General features: G+C 62.2%; 13 protein-coding genes and 2 pseudogenes. 8 read left to right on the forward strand and 7 right to left on the reverse strand.

From position 1 onward, the window contains the following. Positions 1–217 precede the first annotated feature (217 nt). The 3 genes from QRN41_RS09640 to fabF all read left to right on the forward strand — a co-directional run bounded on the left by QRN41_RS09640 (position 218) and on the right by fabF (position 5,799). A complete protein-coding gene (locus QRN41_RS09640; RefSeq protein WP_285421488.1) occupies positions 218–1,327 on the forward strand; it encodes an efflux RND transporter periplasmic adaptor subunit in 1,110 nt (369 codons plus the stop codon). After that, positions 1,324–4,407, forward strand: a complete 3,084-nt coding sequence (locus tag QRN41_RS09645) for an efflux RND transporter permease subunit (RefSeq protein WP_285421489.1) — start codon at positions 1,324–1,326, stop codon at positions 4,405–4,407. The genes QRN41_RS09640 and QRN41_RS09645 overlap by 4 nt, the downstream gene beginning before the upstream one ends. Before the next feature lie 96 nt (positions 4,408–4,503). Further along, on the forward strand, positions 4,504–5,799 hold the full coding sequence (gene fabF, locus QRN41_RS09650) for a beta-ketoacyl-ACP synthase II (RefSeq protein ID WP_285421490.1): 1,296 nt from the start codon (positions 4,504–4,506) through the stop codon (positions 5,797–5,799). A 218-nt stretch (positions 5,800–6,017) separates the two neighbouring features. Here fabF and QRN41_RS09655 read toward each other — a convergent pair whose 3' ends face one another. Beyond that, positions 6,018–6,806 carry an SDR family NAD(P)-dependent oxidoreductase gene (locus QRN41_RS09655; RefSeq protein WP_285421491.1) on the reverse strand — a complete coding sequence of 263 codons (789 nt, stop codon included), beginning with the start codon at positions 6,804–6,806 and terminating at the stop codon, positions 6,018–6,020. A gap of 136 nt (positions 6,807–6,942) precedes the next feature. Between QRN41_RS09655 and QRN41_RS09660 the strand changes: the two genes are divergently transcribed. After that, complete coding sequence (locus QRN41_RS09660) at positions 6,943–7,521, forward strand: TetR family transcriptional regulator (protein WP_285421492.1); 579 nt, start codon at positions 6,943–6,945, stop codon at positions 7,519–7,521. A gap of 106 nt (positions 7,522–7,627) precedes the next feature. Here the strand turns inward: QRN41_RS09660 and QRN41_RS09665 are convergent. Beyond that, a pseudogene (locus tag QRN41_RS09665) lies at positions 7,628–7,813 on the reverse strand (con-10 family general stress protein); the annotation flags it as partial. A 199-nt stretch (positions 7,814–8,012) separates the two neighbouring features. Beyond that, a pseudogene (locus tag QRN41_RS09670) lies at positions 8,013–8,165 on the reverse strand (con-10 family general stress protein); the annotation flags it as partial. A gap of 344 nt (positions 8,166–8,509) precedes the next feature. Here QRN41_RS09670 and QRN41_RS09675 point away from each other — a divergent pair. The 4 genes from QRN41_RS09675 to QRN41_RS09690 all read left to right on the forward strand — a co-directional run bounded on the left by QRN41_RS09675 (position 8,510) and on the right by QRN41_RS09690 (position 10,266). Beyond that, positions 8,510–8,731: a PLDc N-terminal domain-containing protein gene (locus QRN41_RS09675; RefSeq protein ID WP_034137779.1), complete on the forward strand. Its 222-nt coding sequence runs from the start codon at positions 8,510–8,512 to the stop codon at positions 8,729–8,731. Between the two features lie 7 nt (positions 8,732–8,738). Then, on the forward strand, positions 8,739–9,257 hold the full coding sequence (locus QRN41_RS09680; RefSeq protein WP_285421493.1) for a hypothetical protein: 519 nt from the start codon (positions 8,739–8,741) through the stop codon (positions 9,255–9,257). A gap of 9 nt (positions 9,258–9,266) precedes the next feature. Then, complete coding sequence (locus QRN41_RS09685) at positions 9,267–9,710, forward strand: DUF421 domain-containing protein (protein ID WP_034097307.1); 444 nt, start codon at positions 9,267–9,269, stop codon at positions 9,708–9,710. Positions 9,711–9,774: 64 nt separating this feature from the next. After that, the gene (locus QRN41_RS09690; protein WP_034137781.1) at positions 9,775–10,266 is read left to right on the forward strand and encodes a CinA family protein; all 492 of its coding nucleotides are present in this window, start codon (positions 9,775–9,777) and stop codon (positions 10,264–10,266) included. A 77-nt stretch (positions 10,267–10,343) separates the two neighbouring features. Here the strand turns inward: QRN41_RS09690 and QRN41_RS09695 are convergent, their stop codons facing one another. The 4 genes from QRN41_RS09695 to QRN41_RS09710 all read right to left on the reverse strand — a co-directional run bounded on the left by QRN41_RS09695 (position 10,344) and on the right by QRN41_RS09710 (position 15,497). Continuing rightward, positions 10,344–11,687, reverse strand: coding sequence for a c-type cytochrome (locus QRN41_RS09695; RefSeq protein WP_285421494.1), 1,344 nt, complete (start codon positions 11,685–11,687; stop codon positions 10,344–10,346). Positions 11,688–11,703: 16 nt separating this feature from the next. Then, complete coding sequence (locus QRN41_RS09700) at positions 11,704–13,941, reverse strand: xanthine dehydrogenase family protein molybdopterin-binding subunit (RefSeq protein ID WP_099312864.1); 2,238 nt, start codon at positions 13,939–13,941, stop codon at positions 11,704–11,706. Then, positions 13,941–14,399 (reverse strand): (2Fe-2S)-binding protein, encoded by a 459-nt coding sequence (locus QRN41_RS09705; protein ID WP_034112956.1) that lies wholly within the window; start codon positions 14,397–14,399, stop codon positions 13,941–13,943. Before QRN41_RS09705 ends, QRN41_RS09700 begins: the two co-directional genes overlap by 1 nt. A gap of 198 nt (positions 14,400–14,597) precedes the next feature. Then, positions 14,598–15,497 carry a LysR family transcriptional regulator gene (locus QRN41_RS09710; RefSeq protein WP_040267922.1) on the reverse strand — a complete coding sequence of 300 codons (900 nt, stop codon included), beginning with the start codon at positions 15,495–15,497 and terminating at the stop codon, positions 14,598–14,600. Positions 15,498–15,517: the final 20 nt, after the last annotated feature.

Here is a 15,517-nt window from a genome sequence, read left to right on the forward strand (position 1 = left end):
GGCATGGCTAGAAAATAACCCTCGACTGCCTTACATGCAGCCCTTGCAAAACGTCGCCTTGTACCGATCCAGTCTGAGTGAAGGGGCATCTAGAGCTTTCGCGTAAGGGGCATTGCACGGCTAAGGTCCAGCTGGATTCTTGATTTGTGACTGTTGACAATAATGGTCACCAGTCTGAATATAGCGCTCCTGCTCTCTCTATTTAATAAGGGAACCTATGCTCCGGCTCCGACCTTTCCCCATTGCCGCCTGCTTGTTGCCTCTCGTCCTGACGGCGTGTGGTGACTCCTCCAATCTTGTTGATCCGCGCACGCAGGCTCCGCTGGTAAGGCCCGGAACGGTTGAGGGTGCCTCAGAGGCTTCACGCTCATTCACAGGGGTAGTGGCGGCCCGCGTGCAGAGCGATCTGGGCTTTCGGGTTTCCGGCAAGATTCTTGAGCGGTTGGTCGAAACCGGCCAGAGCGTTAAACGCGGTCAGCCGCTTATGCGCCTTGACCCTATCGACCTCGGGTTGCAGGCGCGAGCACAGCAAGAGTCGGTCATCGCCGCCAAAGCCCGAGCCAAGCAGACAGCCGATGACGAGGCGCGATACCGCAGCCTGGTAGCCGCAGGCGCTATTTCTGCATCGGCCTATGACCAGATCAAAGCCTCAGCGGATACCGCAAAGGCGCAGCTTAGCGCCGCTGAAGCGCAGGCTGACGTAGCCCGCAATGCTTCTGGCTACGCAGTGTTATTTGCCGACTCCGACGGTGTCGTGGTGGAGACGCTCGCCGAGCCCGGGCGAGTCGTCAGCCCGGGGCAGCCTGTGGTTCGACTGGCGCGCGCAGGTCAGCGCGAAGCCATCGTGCATCTGCCCGAGACGTTGCGTCCTGCCCCAGGTTCCACTGCGCAAGCGACGCTTTATGGAGATACCGCCAACGCAGTGACTGCGAAGCTGAGGCTGCTTTCCGACTCTGCCGACCAAGCCACGCGCACGTTTGAGGCGCGGTACGTGCTGGCGGGCGCGCTGACCAATGCGCCGATAGGTTCGACGGTTACCCTGCGCATCGCAGAAGGCGCCGCGCAAGCGCAGGCTTTGCGAGTCCCCATCGCGGCCCTTTATGACCCAGGCAAAGGCACAGGCGTGTGGGTGATCGCCGGCTCACCGGCAAAAGTTTCTTGGCGCCCTGTTCAAGTGCTGGGGTTGAGCGACGATGCCGCGCGCGTGGCAGGCGATCTCAAGGTCGGTGAGCAGATCGTAGCGTTAGGCGCCCATCTGTTGCGTGATGGCGAAGAAGTGCGAGTGCCCGGGCAGGATCAAGCCAACGTTGCCGGGAGCCATCCATGAGCGAAGGCCGCTTCAATATCTCAGCGATCGCCGTTCGTGAGCGATCTATCACGGTGTTTCTGATCTTTCTGATCTCGGTGGCAGGCACCCTGGCGTTCTTCAAGCTGGGGCGTGCGGAGGATCCACCGTTTACGGTCAAGCAGCTGACAGTCATTACCGCGTGGCCCGGCGCAACCGCGCAGGAGATGCAGGACCAGGTAGCCGAGCCCCTTGAAAAGCGTTTGCAGGAATTGAAATGGTACGACCGCACGGAAACCTACACGCGGCCGGGTCTTGCTTTCACCATGGTGTCGCTGCTCGACAGCACGCCGCCGTCGCAAGTGCAGGAGGAGTTTTACCAGGCGCGCAAAAAACTCGACGACGAGGCCACCAAGCTACCGGCGGGTGTGATCGGGCCATTGGTCAACGACGAGTATTCGGACGTGACGTTCGCGCTGTTCGCTCTCAAAGCCAAAGGCGAGCCGCAGCGCCTGTTGGTGCGTGATGCGGAGTCGTTGCGTCAGCAACTCTTGCATGTGCCGGGCGTGAAGAAGGTCAATATCATCGGCGAGCAGGCCGAGCGCATTTTTGTGTCCTTCTCCCATGATCGGTTGGCCACTTTGGGCATTGCGCCTCAGGACATCTTTGCCGCGTTGAATGATCAGAACGTACTGACGCCGGCCGGTTCGATCGACACCAACGGGCCGCAAGTCTTCCTCCGCCTGGACGGTGCCTTCGATAAGCTGGAGAAGATTCGCGATACACCGATTGTGGCTCAGGGGCGCACGCTCAAGCTTTCCGATGTGGCGACTGTCGAGCGTGGTTATGAAGACCCGGCCACCTTTGTGGTGCGCAATAACGCAGAAGAGGCCCTGCTGCTGGGGGTCATCATGCGTGAAGGTTGGAACGGCCTGGATCTGGGCAAGGCGCTGGACGCCGAGACCCGCAAAATCAATGAGCACATGCCACTGGGCATGACCCTGACCAAGGTCACCGATCAAGCCGTCAACATCGACTCGGCCGTAGGCGAGTTCATGGTCAAGTTTTTTGTCGCGCTGCTGGTGGTGATGCTCGTTTGCTTCCTCAGCATGGGCTGGCGTGTGGGCGTGGTGGTCGCCGCTGCCGTGCCATTGACACTGGCGATCGTGTTTGTGGTGATGGCGGCCACCGGAAAGAACTTCGACCGTATTACCCTCGGGTCATTGATCCTGGCGCTCGGGTTGCTGGTAGATGACGCGATCATTGCTATCGAAATGATGGTGGTGAAAATGGAGGAGGGCTACGACCGCATCAAGGCCTCGGCGTATGCCTGGAGTCATACGGCCGCGCCGATGCTCTCCGGCACACTGGTAACGGCGGTTGGCTTCATGCCCAACGGTTTTGCCCAGTCCACTGCCGGCGAATACACCAGCAATATGTTCTGGATCGTGGGCATTGCGTTGATTGCGTCCTGGATTGTCGCAGTGGCTTTCACCCCTTACCTGGGCGTGAAGTTGTTGCCAGAGATCAAGCCGGTCGAGGGTGGGCATGCTGCTATCTACAATACTCCCCGCTACAACCGCTTCCGCCGGGTCCTGACACGGGTCATCGCCCTCAAGTGGGTGGTGGCTGGCACGGTTATTACGTTGTTTGTTGTAGCCGTTCTGGGCATGGGGCTGGTGAAGAAGCAGTTCTTCCCGACGTCGGACCGTCCCGAGGTGATGGTCGAGGTGCAAATGCCCTACGGAACCTCCATCGAACAGACCAGTGCCACCGCGGCAAAAGTCGAGGCTTGGCTGCAACAGCAGGAAGAGGCAAAAGTCATCACCGCCTACATTGGCCAGGGCGCGCCGCGTTTCTTCCTGGCGATGGCACCCGAACTGCCGGACCCATCGTTCGCCAAGATTGTGGTGCTCACGGCCAGTCAGGAAGCGCGCGAAACCCTCAAGGTCCGTTTGCGCGAAGCTGTTGCTGCAGGGCTCGCCCCAGAGGCCCGTGTCAGGGCGACGCAAATTGTGTTCGGTCCGTATTCACCTTTCCCTGTCGCCTACCGAGTGATGGGGCCTGACCCGACCAAGCTGCGCGAGATTGCCGGGCGCGTACATGCGGTCATGCAAGCGAGCCCGTTGATGAGGACGGTCAATAGCGATTGGGGCCCACTGACACCGACCTTGCATTTGCGCTTGGATCAGGATCGCTTGCAGGCGGTAGGGCTGACCTCCAGCGCAGTCGCCCAGCAGTTGCAGTTCTTGCTGACCGGCGTGCCGATCACAGCGGTTCGTGAAGACATTCGTTCAGTGCAGGTGGTGGGGCGCGCCGCGGGTGACATCCGCCTGGATCCGGCTCGGATCGAGGGGTTTACATTGGTGGGCGCGGCGGGCCAGCGTATCCCTCTGTCCCAGGTCGCAGAGGTGGATGTGCGTATGGAAGACCCCATTCTCCGGCGCCGTGACCGTACCCCGACGATCACCGTGCGCGGCGATATTGACGAAGGTCTTCAACCACCTGATGTGTCGGGTGTGATCGTCAAGCAACTGCAGCCGATTATCGACACGCTTCCCAACGGCTATCGGATCGAGCAAGCGGGCGCAATCGAGGAGTCGGGCAAGGCCGGCCAGGCGATAGTGCCGTTGCTACCCATCATGATTGCCCTGACGCTGCTGATCATCATCGTTCAGGTACGTTCGATCTCGGCAATGATCATGGTGTTTTTCACAGCACCGTTGGGGCTGATTGGCGTAGTGCCGACCCTGCTAATGTTTCATCAACCATTTGGTATCAACGCCCTGGTTGGTCTCATCGCGCTGTCGGGCATCCTGATGCGTAACACGCTGATTTTAATTGGGCAGATCCATCACAACGCTCAGGAAGGCTTGGATCCATTTCACGCCGTCATCGAAGCCACCGTGCAGCGGGCTCGTCCGGTGCTGCTGACGGCGATGGCGGCGATCCTGGCATTCATCCCGCTGACCCATTCGGTGTTTTGGGGCACCCTGGCCTACACGCTGATCGGAGGCACGTTAGTCGGCACCGTTATGACGCTGGTATTCCTGCCGGCGATGTACGCCATTTGGTTCAAGATCCGTCCTGACAATGCAGGTCAAACCGAGCCCGCGAATTAAGTAAGCAAACCCAGTGGATGGGGCGCCATCCCGTCCTCTCGCCGTGCACCTCATCGCTGTAGCGTGGGCGGCGACTGAAAAAATGAAGAGGGTTCAATGAGTAATCTCGAAGCTCAAAAGCGAATCGTGGTCACCGGCGTCGGCATTGTCGGGCCTTTGGGGTGCGCAGTAGAGGAAGTCTGGAAGAGATTGCTGGCCGGGCGTTCTGGTATCCGCAACCTGCCTGACGACATTACTGAGGGTACGGGCATCGCAGTAGGCGGCCAGGTGCCGTCTCTCGAAGAGGATGCCATCGCCGGTTACGACCCGGAGCGCATCATCTCGGCCAAGGATCGCAAAAAGATGGATCGCTTCATCGAGTTTGCATTGGTGGCGGCGCACGAAGCGCTGGAGCAGGCCGGCTGGCATCCAACAGAGGTCACGGACCAAGAGCGGACGGCGACGATCATTGCATCGGGCGTGGGTGGCTTCGGCGCGATTGCCGACGCTGTCCGCACCACCGATGCGCGTGGTCCTCGCCGACTGTCGCCATTCACTGCACCTTCATTTCTCGCCAATATGGCGGCCGGGCACGTCTCCATCCGTCACGGCTTTAAAGGCCCGCTCGGCGCTCCCGTCACGGCCTGCGCCGCAGGGGTACAGGCTATCGGCGACGCGGCCAGAATCATCAGGGCCGGTGAGGCGGATATCGCGATATGCGGCGGTACCGAGGCCGCGATAGACCGTGTGACCCTAGGCTGTTTCGCAGCGGCCCGCGCGCTATCCACGGGGTTTGCCGAGCACCCGCAGGCAGCCTCGCGACCGTTCGATCGTGATCGTGATGGCTTCGTCATGTCCGAAGGTGCCGGTTTATTGGTGATCGAGTCACTGGAGCACGCCCTCAGGCGTGGGGCCAAACCCCTGGCGGAGTTGGTCGGCTATGGCACCAGCGCTGACGCGTATCACCTGACGGCCGGTCCGGAGGACGGCAGCGGCGCACGTCGCGCCATGGAGCAGGCGCTGCGCCAGGCGGCGGTGAGTCCCGCCGACGTTCAGCACATCAACGCGCATGCAACCTCCACCCAGGTCGGCGACAAAGGCGAGTTGGCAGCGATTCGCTCGGTTTTCGGGAGCGGCGCCAGTGTCGCGATCAGTTCGACGAAGTCCGCCACCGGGCATCTGCTTGGCGCAGCCGGAGGCATTGAAGCGGTGTTCACGGTGCTAGCGCTTCGCGACCAAGTGGTGCCACCCACGCTCAACCTCAATCATCCCGATGAGGCAGCCGACGGCCTTGATCTGGTCGCCCTGAACTCGCGACAGTTGCCAATTACCCATGCGCTCTCGAATGGATTCGGATTCGGTGGTGTGAACGCCAGCGTGCTGTTTCGCCGCTGGGCGCCGGAGGCTGAATAATGAACGCGGCGTGACGTGGCGAGGGCTTTGTCCAGTGGGCCGAAGCGATCTGGTCGCCGGGTTTGAGCACCCCGCGGCTTTTTCACGCCGTCATAGCCGCTCAGCACCTGTTCAACGCCAATATCCGGGGGCTTTGCCGTAGCGTTTGAAGGTCAGTGCTTTCAAAACTGCCTTGGGCCCGATGCCATTGAAGGAAATGAGCGGCTAATGACGTTTGCTCAGGACTGCGCCTGATACCGCTCGGCGGCGCGCGCCTGGCGGATATCCGAGAGCAGCCCCTGGCGCGCCTGATCCAGTTGGTCCCAACGGCCTTCGACGTGCAGCGGCGGGATGGTCACTGGCTCGCGGCGGTCGAACCCCAGCAGCGCCGCGTCCACCAGCTCATCCACGTCCATCACTTCCGGCAGTGCGTTGATGTCGATGCCGGCGCGTTCCCAGATTTCGGTGCGGGTGGCGGCGGGCAGAACGGCTTGGATGTACACGCCCTTGGCGGCCAATTCCACGGTCAACCCTTGGGACAGGAACAGGACGAATGCCTTTGTCGCGCCATATACCGACATGCCGAACTCAGGCGCAAAACCCACCACCGAGCCCAGGTTGATGATCGAACCGTTACCGGCCTGCGCATAGCGCGGTGCCACGGCGGCGGCCAGACGCGTCAGCGCCACCACGTTCAGCGCGATCAATTGGTCGAGCGCCTGGGCACTCTGGTCAACGATGCCACCGGACTGCGCCATGCCTGCGTTATTGATCAGGATGCCGATACGGGCGTCCTCTCGCAGGCGGGTTTCCAGCGCAGCGAGGTCGGCGGCCTGGGTCAAGTCGGCCTGAAACACCTCCACGGCCACGCCGTTTTCCTGGCGCAGTTGTGCAGCCAGTGTTTCCAGGCGCGCGTTGTCGCGAGCCAACAGCACCAGGTCATGGCCACGGCGGGCGAAGCGCTTGGCATAGGTGGCACCGATGCCGGAGGAGGCGCCAGTGATCAGAACAGCGGGGAGCGAAGTCATGGTGAGTATCCTAAGGAATGCCGCAGTGATGGAAAGTGCGCTAATGATTACGACCGAAATCTAAAAAGTCAACGTTTTGATGTTGGTCGACATCAATGTATGCTTGCGGCCTGTACGGATAAGTTTCAGGTGGACGATGAAAGTCTCTAAACAACAGGCCCAGGCCAATCGCGCGCACATCGTGCAAACCGCGTCCGCGCTGTTTCGCGAGCGTGGTTATGACGGTGTGGGCATCGCTGACTTGATGGCAGCGGCAGGGTTTACCCAAGGTGGGTTCTACAAACACTTCGAATCCAAGGCCGACCTGATGGCGCAAGCGTCGGCGTGCGGCCTGGCAGAGTCCGCCGCCCGCACGGCGGGGGCGTCGACCGAAGCATTCGTGAACCTCTACTTGTCGCGTGAACACCGCGATCAGCGCGCTACGGGGTGCACACTGGCGGCCTTATGCAGTGACGCGGCACGCAAGGAAGACGAGGTTCGCGCTGCATTTGCCGCCGGCATCGAGGCCCAACTAAGCGCGATGCACGAGGCAAAAGCCGACGGTGAAGAACAAGACCCAGCGGCGGCGCGTGCCGCCAACCTTGCGTTGATGGCGCAGGTGCTGGGTGGGTTGATCATGTCACGGGCCTGCCCGGACGACTCGGCACTGGCCGATGAAATCCTGGCGGCGTGTCGTGCAGACATCCAAGGGCGCCAGGACGAGGAGCAATCCTGAGGACCCCGGGCGCGCTGTTACGGCGTGCTGAGCCGTTAGAGACCGGCGTCAGCACACAGGCTCAGGGAAAAACAGGGGAGCGGCGTGGCTCCCCTGCATTGGCGCCTCAACTGCTGTGCCCGCCACCGTGGCTGTGTTCCCCTCCTTTACGTCCGGCTTGGGAGGCTTTTTCACGGTCATTGGCAAAGTTGCCACCGCTGTGTTGGCCGCCTTTACTGCCGGCTTCGGCGGCCCGTTGTGGATCGTTCTTGAAGTTCCCTCCACTGTGTTGGCCGCCTTTGCTGCCCGCTTCGTTAACGCTTGTTTGGCCTTTTTTATCCTGAGTGCTCATTGTCGTTTACCTCATGGTTATAAAGGTTATGCAGCTTTCATTAGTGAAGTTGCCTTTGGCGCACGCTAATCAGTAAAGCGTGCTGTTCAGTCTTGATGTATAGGCAAGCTTTAGAACGTCACGAAAGTTGCATTTGTATCGCGCCCGTGTGCTGGCGAACTTACGACGTGCGGCCGCCGCCATGGCTGTGCTGTCCACCTTTGCGGCCAGCTTGGGCGGCTTTTTCGCGGTCGTTGGCAAAGTTGCCGCCGGACGCTTGGCCGCCTTTACGCCCGGCCTCGGATGCGCGTTCATGATCATTGGCGAAGTTGCCAGGGTTTTTATTACTGGTAGGCATGATGCATCTCCACTATCTAATCAAGGTTGGTTATATGAGTGCCCATTGCAACAACAGGCATCAACTCCGATAACGGCACTGACGGGAATGTTTGAAGAATTTTTGAAAATGACGATGAGCGGTAGTTGCTCGGAATAACTTGTACAAAATGGTCTTGTTAACGCCGCTTCGTATAAGTTTTTAATGTGTCGGTGTGGTCTTTGATATTGAACTGATAGCTGTTATGCCGCTTCGCTTAGTTGCCGCTTCGCTTGCATATAGAGTGAACCTCTACACTCGGTGCAGGGCCTAAACGTGCATCACTGAATAGGAGGTGCCGTATGCAAACCACTTACTTCTGGGCAGGCGTGGCCGTCATTCTGGTATTGCTCGACCTGTGGATCATCAACAGCGTCTGGCGCAGCAGCAAAATCTCGCGCACTAAGCTGGGATGGACCGCATTGGTGATCCTGCTGCCGTTTGTCGGCGCGGTTATCTGGAGCATTGCCGGTCCGCGGGGTGTGACCAAGGGGCCGTCGTCACCCGAACACAGCAAAGGTTGATAACGACATGGAGAGCGGAGAGCCTCAGGGCGAACTGTGCAGTCGCCGTGACCCGGTGCGCGAAGACATGACTCTTCAGCGCAAGGTCTGGCGCTTCGAACGTTGGGGCTGGTACGGGTTGCTGCTGTTGGTGGCGTTGACCTTGGGCGGCCTGTTTTCAAAAGGGCCGCTCAGTGAGGCCCAGGTGCACAGTGCCGATGGTCAGGTGCGCGTGGAGTATCAACGCTTCCTGCGTAACGGTGCATCCGACACGCTGGTGATCCACTTACGCGGTCAACCCAACACCGCGCTTGAGGCGCGCATCGAAGGCGAGTTGCTCCAAGGGTTCAACGTCGAGATGCTGCAACCTCAACCGCTCAAGGCCAGCGCGGCGGGTCAGGGGTTCAAGCTGTGGGTGCTCAGCGACGCAGAAGGCCAGGCAGTTTTGCGTCTGAATCTGCGCAGTGACGGCGTAGGCCGTTTCGACACTCAAGTGGCGCTGGGCGCAGGGGCGGCGCTGCAATTTTCTCAGTTCATTTATCCCTAGGGGGTACACATGGATTCAGTGTTGCGCGCCGCCGCCATTTACCTGGTGCTGATGGTGCTGTTCAAAATTGCCGGTCGGCGCTCCCTGGCCGAACTCACCACCTTCGATCTGGTGCTGCTGATGGTCATCGGCGAGGCCACCCAGCAAGCCTTGTTGGGCGATGACTTTTCCCTGACCAATGCGGTGTTGGTGATTGCGACACTGATCGCCATCGACATCGGGTTGTCCCTGATCAAACAACGGTTCACCTGGTTGGCCCGGGTACTCGATGGCGGGCCAACGGTGCTGGTGGAGCATGGCCGTTTGCTGCCCGAACGCCTCAAGCGTGCTCGGCTGGATGCCGAGGATGTATTGGAGGCCGCGCGCTCTGCCCAGGGCATCGTCGAACTGAGGCAGATCCGCTTCGCCATTCTTGAACGCAACGGCAAGATCTCCGTCATTCCTTATGAGTGACGCCGTCTAGCTCTATCAGCGCACGCAGTGTGCGGGCCGAAGACTTTTGCAAGGAGGAAAGACCATGTCCATCGCCGCAGCCACCATTGACTGCCTGAAACAACACCGCTTGCTGCTCACCACCGCCGAGTCGTGCACGGCCGGCAAGATCATTACGTTGCTGTCCCAAGTCGAGGGCAGTGGTGCATGTATCGAGTGCGGGTACGTGGTGTATTCCGAGGAGGCCAAGCAACGCTTATTGGGCGTCAGTGCCTACACCATCAAGACGTTCAACCTCACCAGCTGCGAAGTGGCCCGCGAAATGGCCCAGGGCGCCTTACGCGACAGCCCTGCCCAGGTGGCTGTTGCCACTACCGGCCTGCTGGGGCCTGACAGCATCGACGGCATTCCACCGGGCACCGTGTGCTTTGCCTGGGCTTATCACCTCAACGGCGCGGTCAAGGTATTCAGCCGCAAGGAACGCTTCATCGGTTCGCGAGAACAGGTGCAGGTGCTTGCCGCTGAATACGCGTTGAAAGGCGTGGTGCGTTTTCTGGATGAGGCAGTAGGCCGTTAGGCGCGGCAGTGCTGCGGCCTTGGCGGGCAAGCTTTGCATCTGCAGAGCTTGCCCGCTCGTTGGTGTGACGCCGCAGTTCAGCGCATCTGCAAGATGATCGGCGTGCTGCTCGCCGGATCGGTGTGCTCGCGCAGTTTGCCCACATCCTTGGCCTCGACCGCGCTGCCGTGGTTGCCCCAGGTGCTACGCACGTAGGTCAGCACTTCGGCGATGTCCTGGTCGGACAGTTGCTCGCGGAAGGCCGGCATGCGATAGGCGTCCGGAACGCCGGCGGCTACTACGCGCTGGGCGCCGTTGAGAGTGATGTTGATGGCCGAGGCGGTTTCTGTGGCCAGGGCCGAAGTGGCGCCCGCCAGCGGCGGCATCCAATCGGGCTGGCCTTTGCCGTCCAGGCCATGGCAGGAAGCGCAGCGGGTGGCGTAGGTGTGGGCGCCGGGGGCGTCCGCGCGAGCGTTGGCCGCCACGGCCTGGTAGGCCCAGGGGGCGCCGTCGCGCTGTGGGTCGCCAGGCAGTGACTTGAGGTAGCGGGCGATGGCCGCCAGGTCGTCGTCGCTCATGAACTGAGTCGAGTTGTTGAACGCTTCAGTCATCGAACCGTACACCACCGCGTGCTGGTTGCGACCCGTCTTGAGGAACTGCACGATCTGCGCCTCGCTCCAGCGGCCCAGACCGGTGTTAGGGTCCTGGCGCAGGCTGGGGGCGTACCAGCCGTCGAGCAGGGCGCCGGCGAGGAACGGCTTACCGGCTTCGTCCAGCGCTTTCTCATTGAAAGCCAGGCCACGCGGAGTGTGGCAACTGCCGCAATGGCCGGGGCCCTGGACGATGTAGGCGCCACGGTTCCACAACGCATCCTGGGCTGGTTTGGCCGCATAGGGGGTGTTTGGCGCGAACAGCCCGTTCCACAGCGCAATCGGCCAGCGCATGTTCAGCGGCCAGGGGATGTCGCTGGGGAGGTTGGCCTGGTTGGCCGGTTGTACGCCCTTCATAAAGAAGGCGTACAGCGCCCGCACATCATCGTCACTGAGCTTGGCATAGGAGGGGTAGGGCATGGCCGGGTACAGCCGCCGCCCGCCCGGCGCTACGCCGTGGCGCACGGCGCGGTCGAAGTCGGCGAGGCTGTAACGGCCGATGCCGTGGGTAGGGTCCGGGGTCACGTTGGTGGCGTGGATATTACCCAGCGGCGTGGCCATTTCCAGGCCGCCGGCGAACGGTGCCTTGCCGGGCAGGCTGTGGCAGGCCACGCAGTCGCTCAGGCGCGCGACGTACTCGCCACGGCTGACCAGGGCAGGGTCAAATGCGGCGGCTGGCGCCTGCTCGAACGCGGTAACAGGTTGGCGGGTGACATACCACCCCAGCGCGCCGGCGGCGACCAGGCAGGGCACGGCCAACCAGCCGAGGGTTCTTGCGAATCGGTTATTCATGGGCGGTCTCGGTCGGTCAGCTGAAAGTGTGTCGGCTCAATGGCAGGCTGCGCACGCGCTGGCCAGTCAGTTGCGCCACGGCATTGACCACCGCTGGCGCCACGGCCGGCAGGGGTGGTTCGCCGATGCCGCCCATTTTTTCGCCGCTCTCCACGATCTTCACATGCACCTGGGCCATCCGCGAAGGTGGCAGGATCGGGTAAAGGTCGTAATTGCGCGCCCGTGGCTTGCCGTCCACATACACCGCTTCTTCCAGCAAGGTTTGCGACAGGCCCAGGGCCACGGCGCCGTTGACCTGCGCCTCGACGATGGCCGGGTTGACGATGCTGCCCGGATCGATGGCTTCCCAGATGTGATGCACCTTGACCTGGCCTTTGTCGATCGACACCTCGGCGATCACCGCCGCATGGGAGCCGAACGGCGAAGCCATGGCCACGCCCCGCGCGCGGCGAGTGCCGTCTTCGGCGGTGTAGGGGCCGCGCTTCCAGCCGCCGGACAACTCGGCCACCGCCTTGAGCAGCGTGGTCAGGCGCGGATTGTCACGCAGCAGGTGCAGGCGCAGGTCGTACGGATCGCGGCCACCTTTGTCGGCTAGCTCGTCGAGGAACGCTTCGTAGAAGAAGTCGTTGAGGGAGTTGCCCACCGAACGCCAGTAGCCGAGCATGGCCGGGCCTTTGACGTAGATCTGCGCGATGCGCTTGTTGGGGATCGCATAACTCTTGCCCGACAGCCCTTCGAGCGCCGTGGGGTCGAGTTTGTCGCCCTGTTTGCCGGCAATGGCTTCAGTAGGGCCTTCGGTGGCACTTACCGCTTCGATGGCCACGGGCAGGCCGTCGGCGTCCAGCGCGGCACGGAACTTGACCACCGCCACCGGGCGCAAGACATCGCGCAGGAATTCTTCCTCACGGCTCCAGATCAACTTGACCGGGCGACCCACCGCCTTGGCCAGCGCGATGGCCTGGGGGTAGGGGCTGGCCGAGTCATACAGGAAGTGCCGACCGAAGAAACCGCCCAACAGCGGCGAATGCAGATGGATGCGCTCGGGCGCCAGGCCGGTGCGCTTGGCAATGTCAGCGCGGAACATGTCCGGCGCCTGGTTGGGCAGCCAGATATCCAGCGAACCGTCCGGGTTGAAGCGCGCCAGTGCCGACGGCGGCTCCAGTTGTGCGTGGTTGACATATTGGTTGTGGTAGGTCGCTTCGACCTTGGTTTTGGCGCTGGACAGCGCGCCGGCCACATCGCCTTCGTTTTCATCGTCACGGGCCGGGCCTTGCTGGGCCGCGAGGAAGTCACGGTAAGCGTCGCTGGAAAAATCCGCCGGCATCGCTCGCACCGTTGAGTCGGCAGTCGGTTCCTGCCAGTCCACCTGGATCGCTTCCACCGCGCGCTTGGCGTGCCACCAACGCTCGGCCACCACCGCCACCGCGCCGGGTAATTGATGCACGGAATGCACGCCCTTCATGGCCTCGACCTGCGCCTGATTGCGCAGGCCGCCGACCGTCATGCCCAGGCGCGGCGCGTGCTGCACGGCGGCATGGAGCATACCGTCGACTTTCAGGTCGATGCTGTACTGGGCCTTGCCGGTGGACTTGTCATAGGCGTCCACGCGTTTGACCGGTTTGCCGATCCAGCGGAATTGGCTGGGGTCGCGCAGGGTGACGCTGGCCGGGTCGGGCACCGGCATGTCCAGGGCACGGCCGGCCAACTCGCCGTAGCCCAGCGAGCGGCCGGACGCGGCATGCACCACGCGGCCTGGCTGGGTGGTCAACTGTGCCACTGGCACGCCGAGCTGTTCGGCGCCGGCCTGCAGCAACATGGCGCGGGCGAGGGCGCCGAGGCGGCGCATAGTCGGGTAGCTCATGCGCACCGACATGCTGCCGCCGGTGATGCGCATGCCGTTTTCCATCACCACATAGGCGTCGCCGGGTGGCGCGGCTTCGACGATGAACGTGGCGGGGTCGGCGTCCAGCTCTTCGCCGACGATTTGCGCCATGGCGGTATGGGTGCCTTGGCCGCCTTCCATGAACGGGCTGAGCAGGCGCACGCTGCCGTCGGGGCGAATCTCCAGAAACGCCGGCACCTGGGTGCCGCGCTCGGCGCTTGCGCCGGCAGCGGCCTGGGCTCTGGACGCGCCCAGCGGCAGGCCGAAACCAATGACCAGCGCGCCGACGGCGGTACTGGCCAGAAAACGCCGGCGGGACAGGTTGATCGGTTCGCCGAGGGGCAGGCCGGGGATCAGTTCAGGCGTGTTCATCAGGCGTGCTCCTTCCCGGTGGCCAGGTCCTGCACGGCGGCGTGAATGGCGTTGTAGGTGCCGCAGCGGCACAGGTTGACCATCGCCGCATCGATCTGCTCCACCGTGGGCGCCGGGGTGTGCTTGAGCAGCGCCGTGGCAGCCATCACCTGCCCGGACTGGCAGTAACCGCACTGCGCCACTTGATGCTCGACCCAGGCGCTGACCACGCGTTTGCCGACCTCATCGGCTTCGATCGCTTCGATGGTGGTGACCTCACGGCCCACCACCCCGGCCACCGGCGTCACGCACGCACGCACCACGTTGCCGTCCACCAGCACCGAGCAGGCGCCACATTGAGCCAGACCGCAGCCGTACTTGGTGCCGGTCAGCCCCAAGTCATCGCGGATCACCCACAGCAACGGCGTGTCGGCGTCGGCATCGACCTGGTAGGTCTTCTGGTTGATTCGTAGCTCCATGGCTGGCTCACCTGCTGATCTTCGGTTAGGGGTACGGTTTTTCTTATAGGGAGGGCGATAGATCGCCCATCGTCGAACTCTAGTCGACTGCGCAAGGGCTATCTATCCGAGCACCTGAAAGTTCGGAGGATCAGGCAAGTATTCGAGAGGATTGGATGACTGTCGGCAGTCGGTGTGTTCGTGCAGGTAGCCTTGCGTTCAGGCCCAACCCTCGCGCACGGCGTTGCGGATGCCCTCCAGCAGCATTGCGAATGCCGGGTTGTCGTTGTCTTCGCGCCAGATCAGGTGCAGCTCGCTTTGCGCCCCTTCGCCTAGATCAATGTCGCGGAACACTACGTTTTTGAACACCACGCTGCTGGCGCAACGCGGTACCAGGGCCAGGCCCATGCCGGCATTGACCAAGGCCAGGATGGTCAGTGAGGAGCCCAGCCATTGCACGTAGTCCGGCGCGACGCGCGCCGAGCGCAGCAGGCCGGTAAGCAGTTCGTTGAACGGCGGGTAAGCGGCGTGGGCGTACATCAGGAAAGGTTGCGCATCCAGGTCGTGGACGCTGACCGACTCGGCATGGGCCAGGCGATGCGCGCTCGGCACCGCCAGCACAAAGGGCTCGCGCACCAGGCATTCGGTGGCGTAGCCCGGTTCCAGCAACGGCGCGCGCACGATGCCCAGGTCGATGCGCCTCGCGCGCAGGGCTTCGTATTGCTGATAGGTGTTCATCTCCGACAGGTCGATTTTGACCTGGGGCTGCTTGAGCCGCGCTTCGGCAATCACCTTGGGCAGAAACTCATACACCGCGCTGCCGACGAAGCTGATATTGACCGTACCAATGTCGCCTTCGGCAAAGCGTCGCGCGGTGATTGCCGCTTGTTGGGCGCGTTCGAGCAGGTTCTGCGCTTCGATGAAAAACGCCCGGCCGGCGGCGGTGAGGGTGACGCTGCGAGTAGTCCGCGCAAACAACGCCACGCCCAAATGATGCTCAAGCAATTGGATCTGCCGGCTCAGCGGCGGTTGGGTCATGTTCAGGCGTTCGGCGGCGCGGCGGAAATTCAGCTCGGTGGCCACCGTGGTAAAGCAGCGCAGTTGCGTCAACTCGAACATTGATCTAATCCCGGTATCAA

The sequence above is a fragment of the Pseudomonas sp. efr-133-TYG-23 genome, assembly GCF_030209215.1.
Taxonomy (GTDB): Bacteria; Pseudomonadota; Gammaproteobacteria; order Pseudomonadales; family Pseudomonadaceae; genus Aquipseudomonas; species Aquipseudomonas rhodesiae.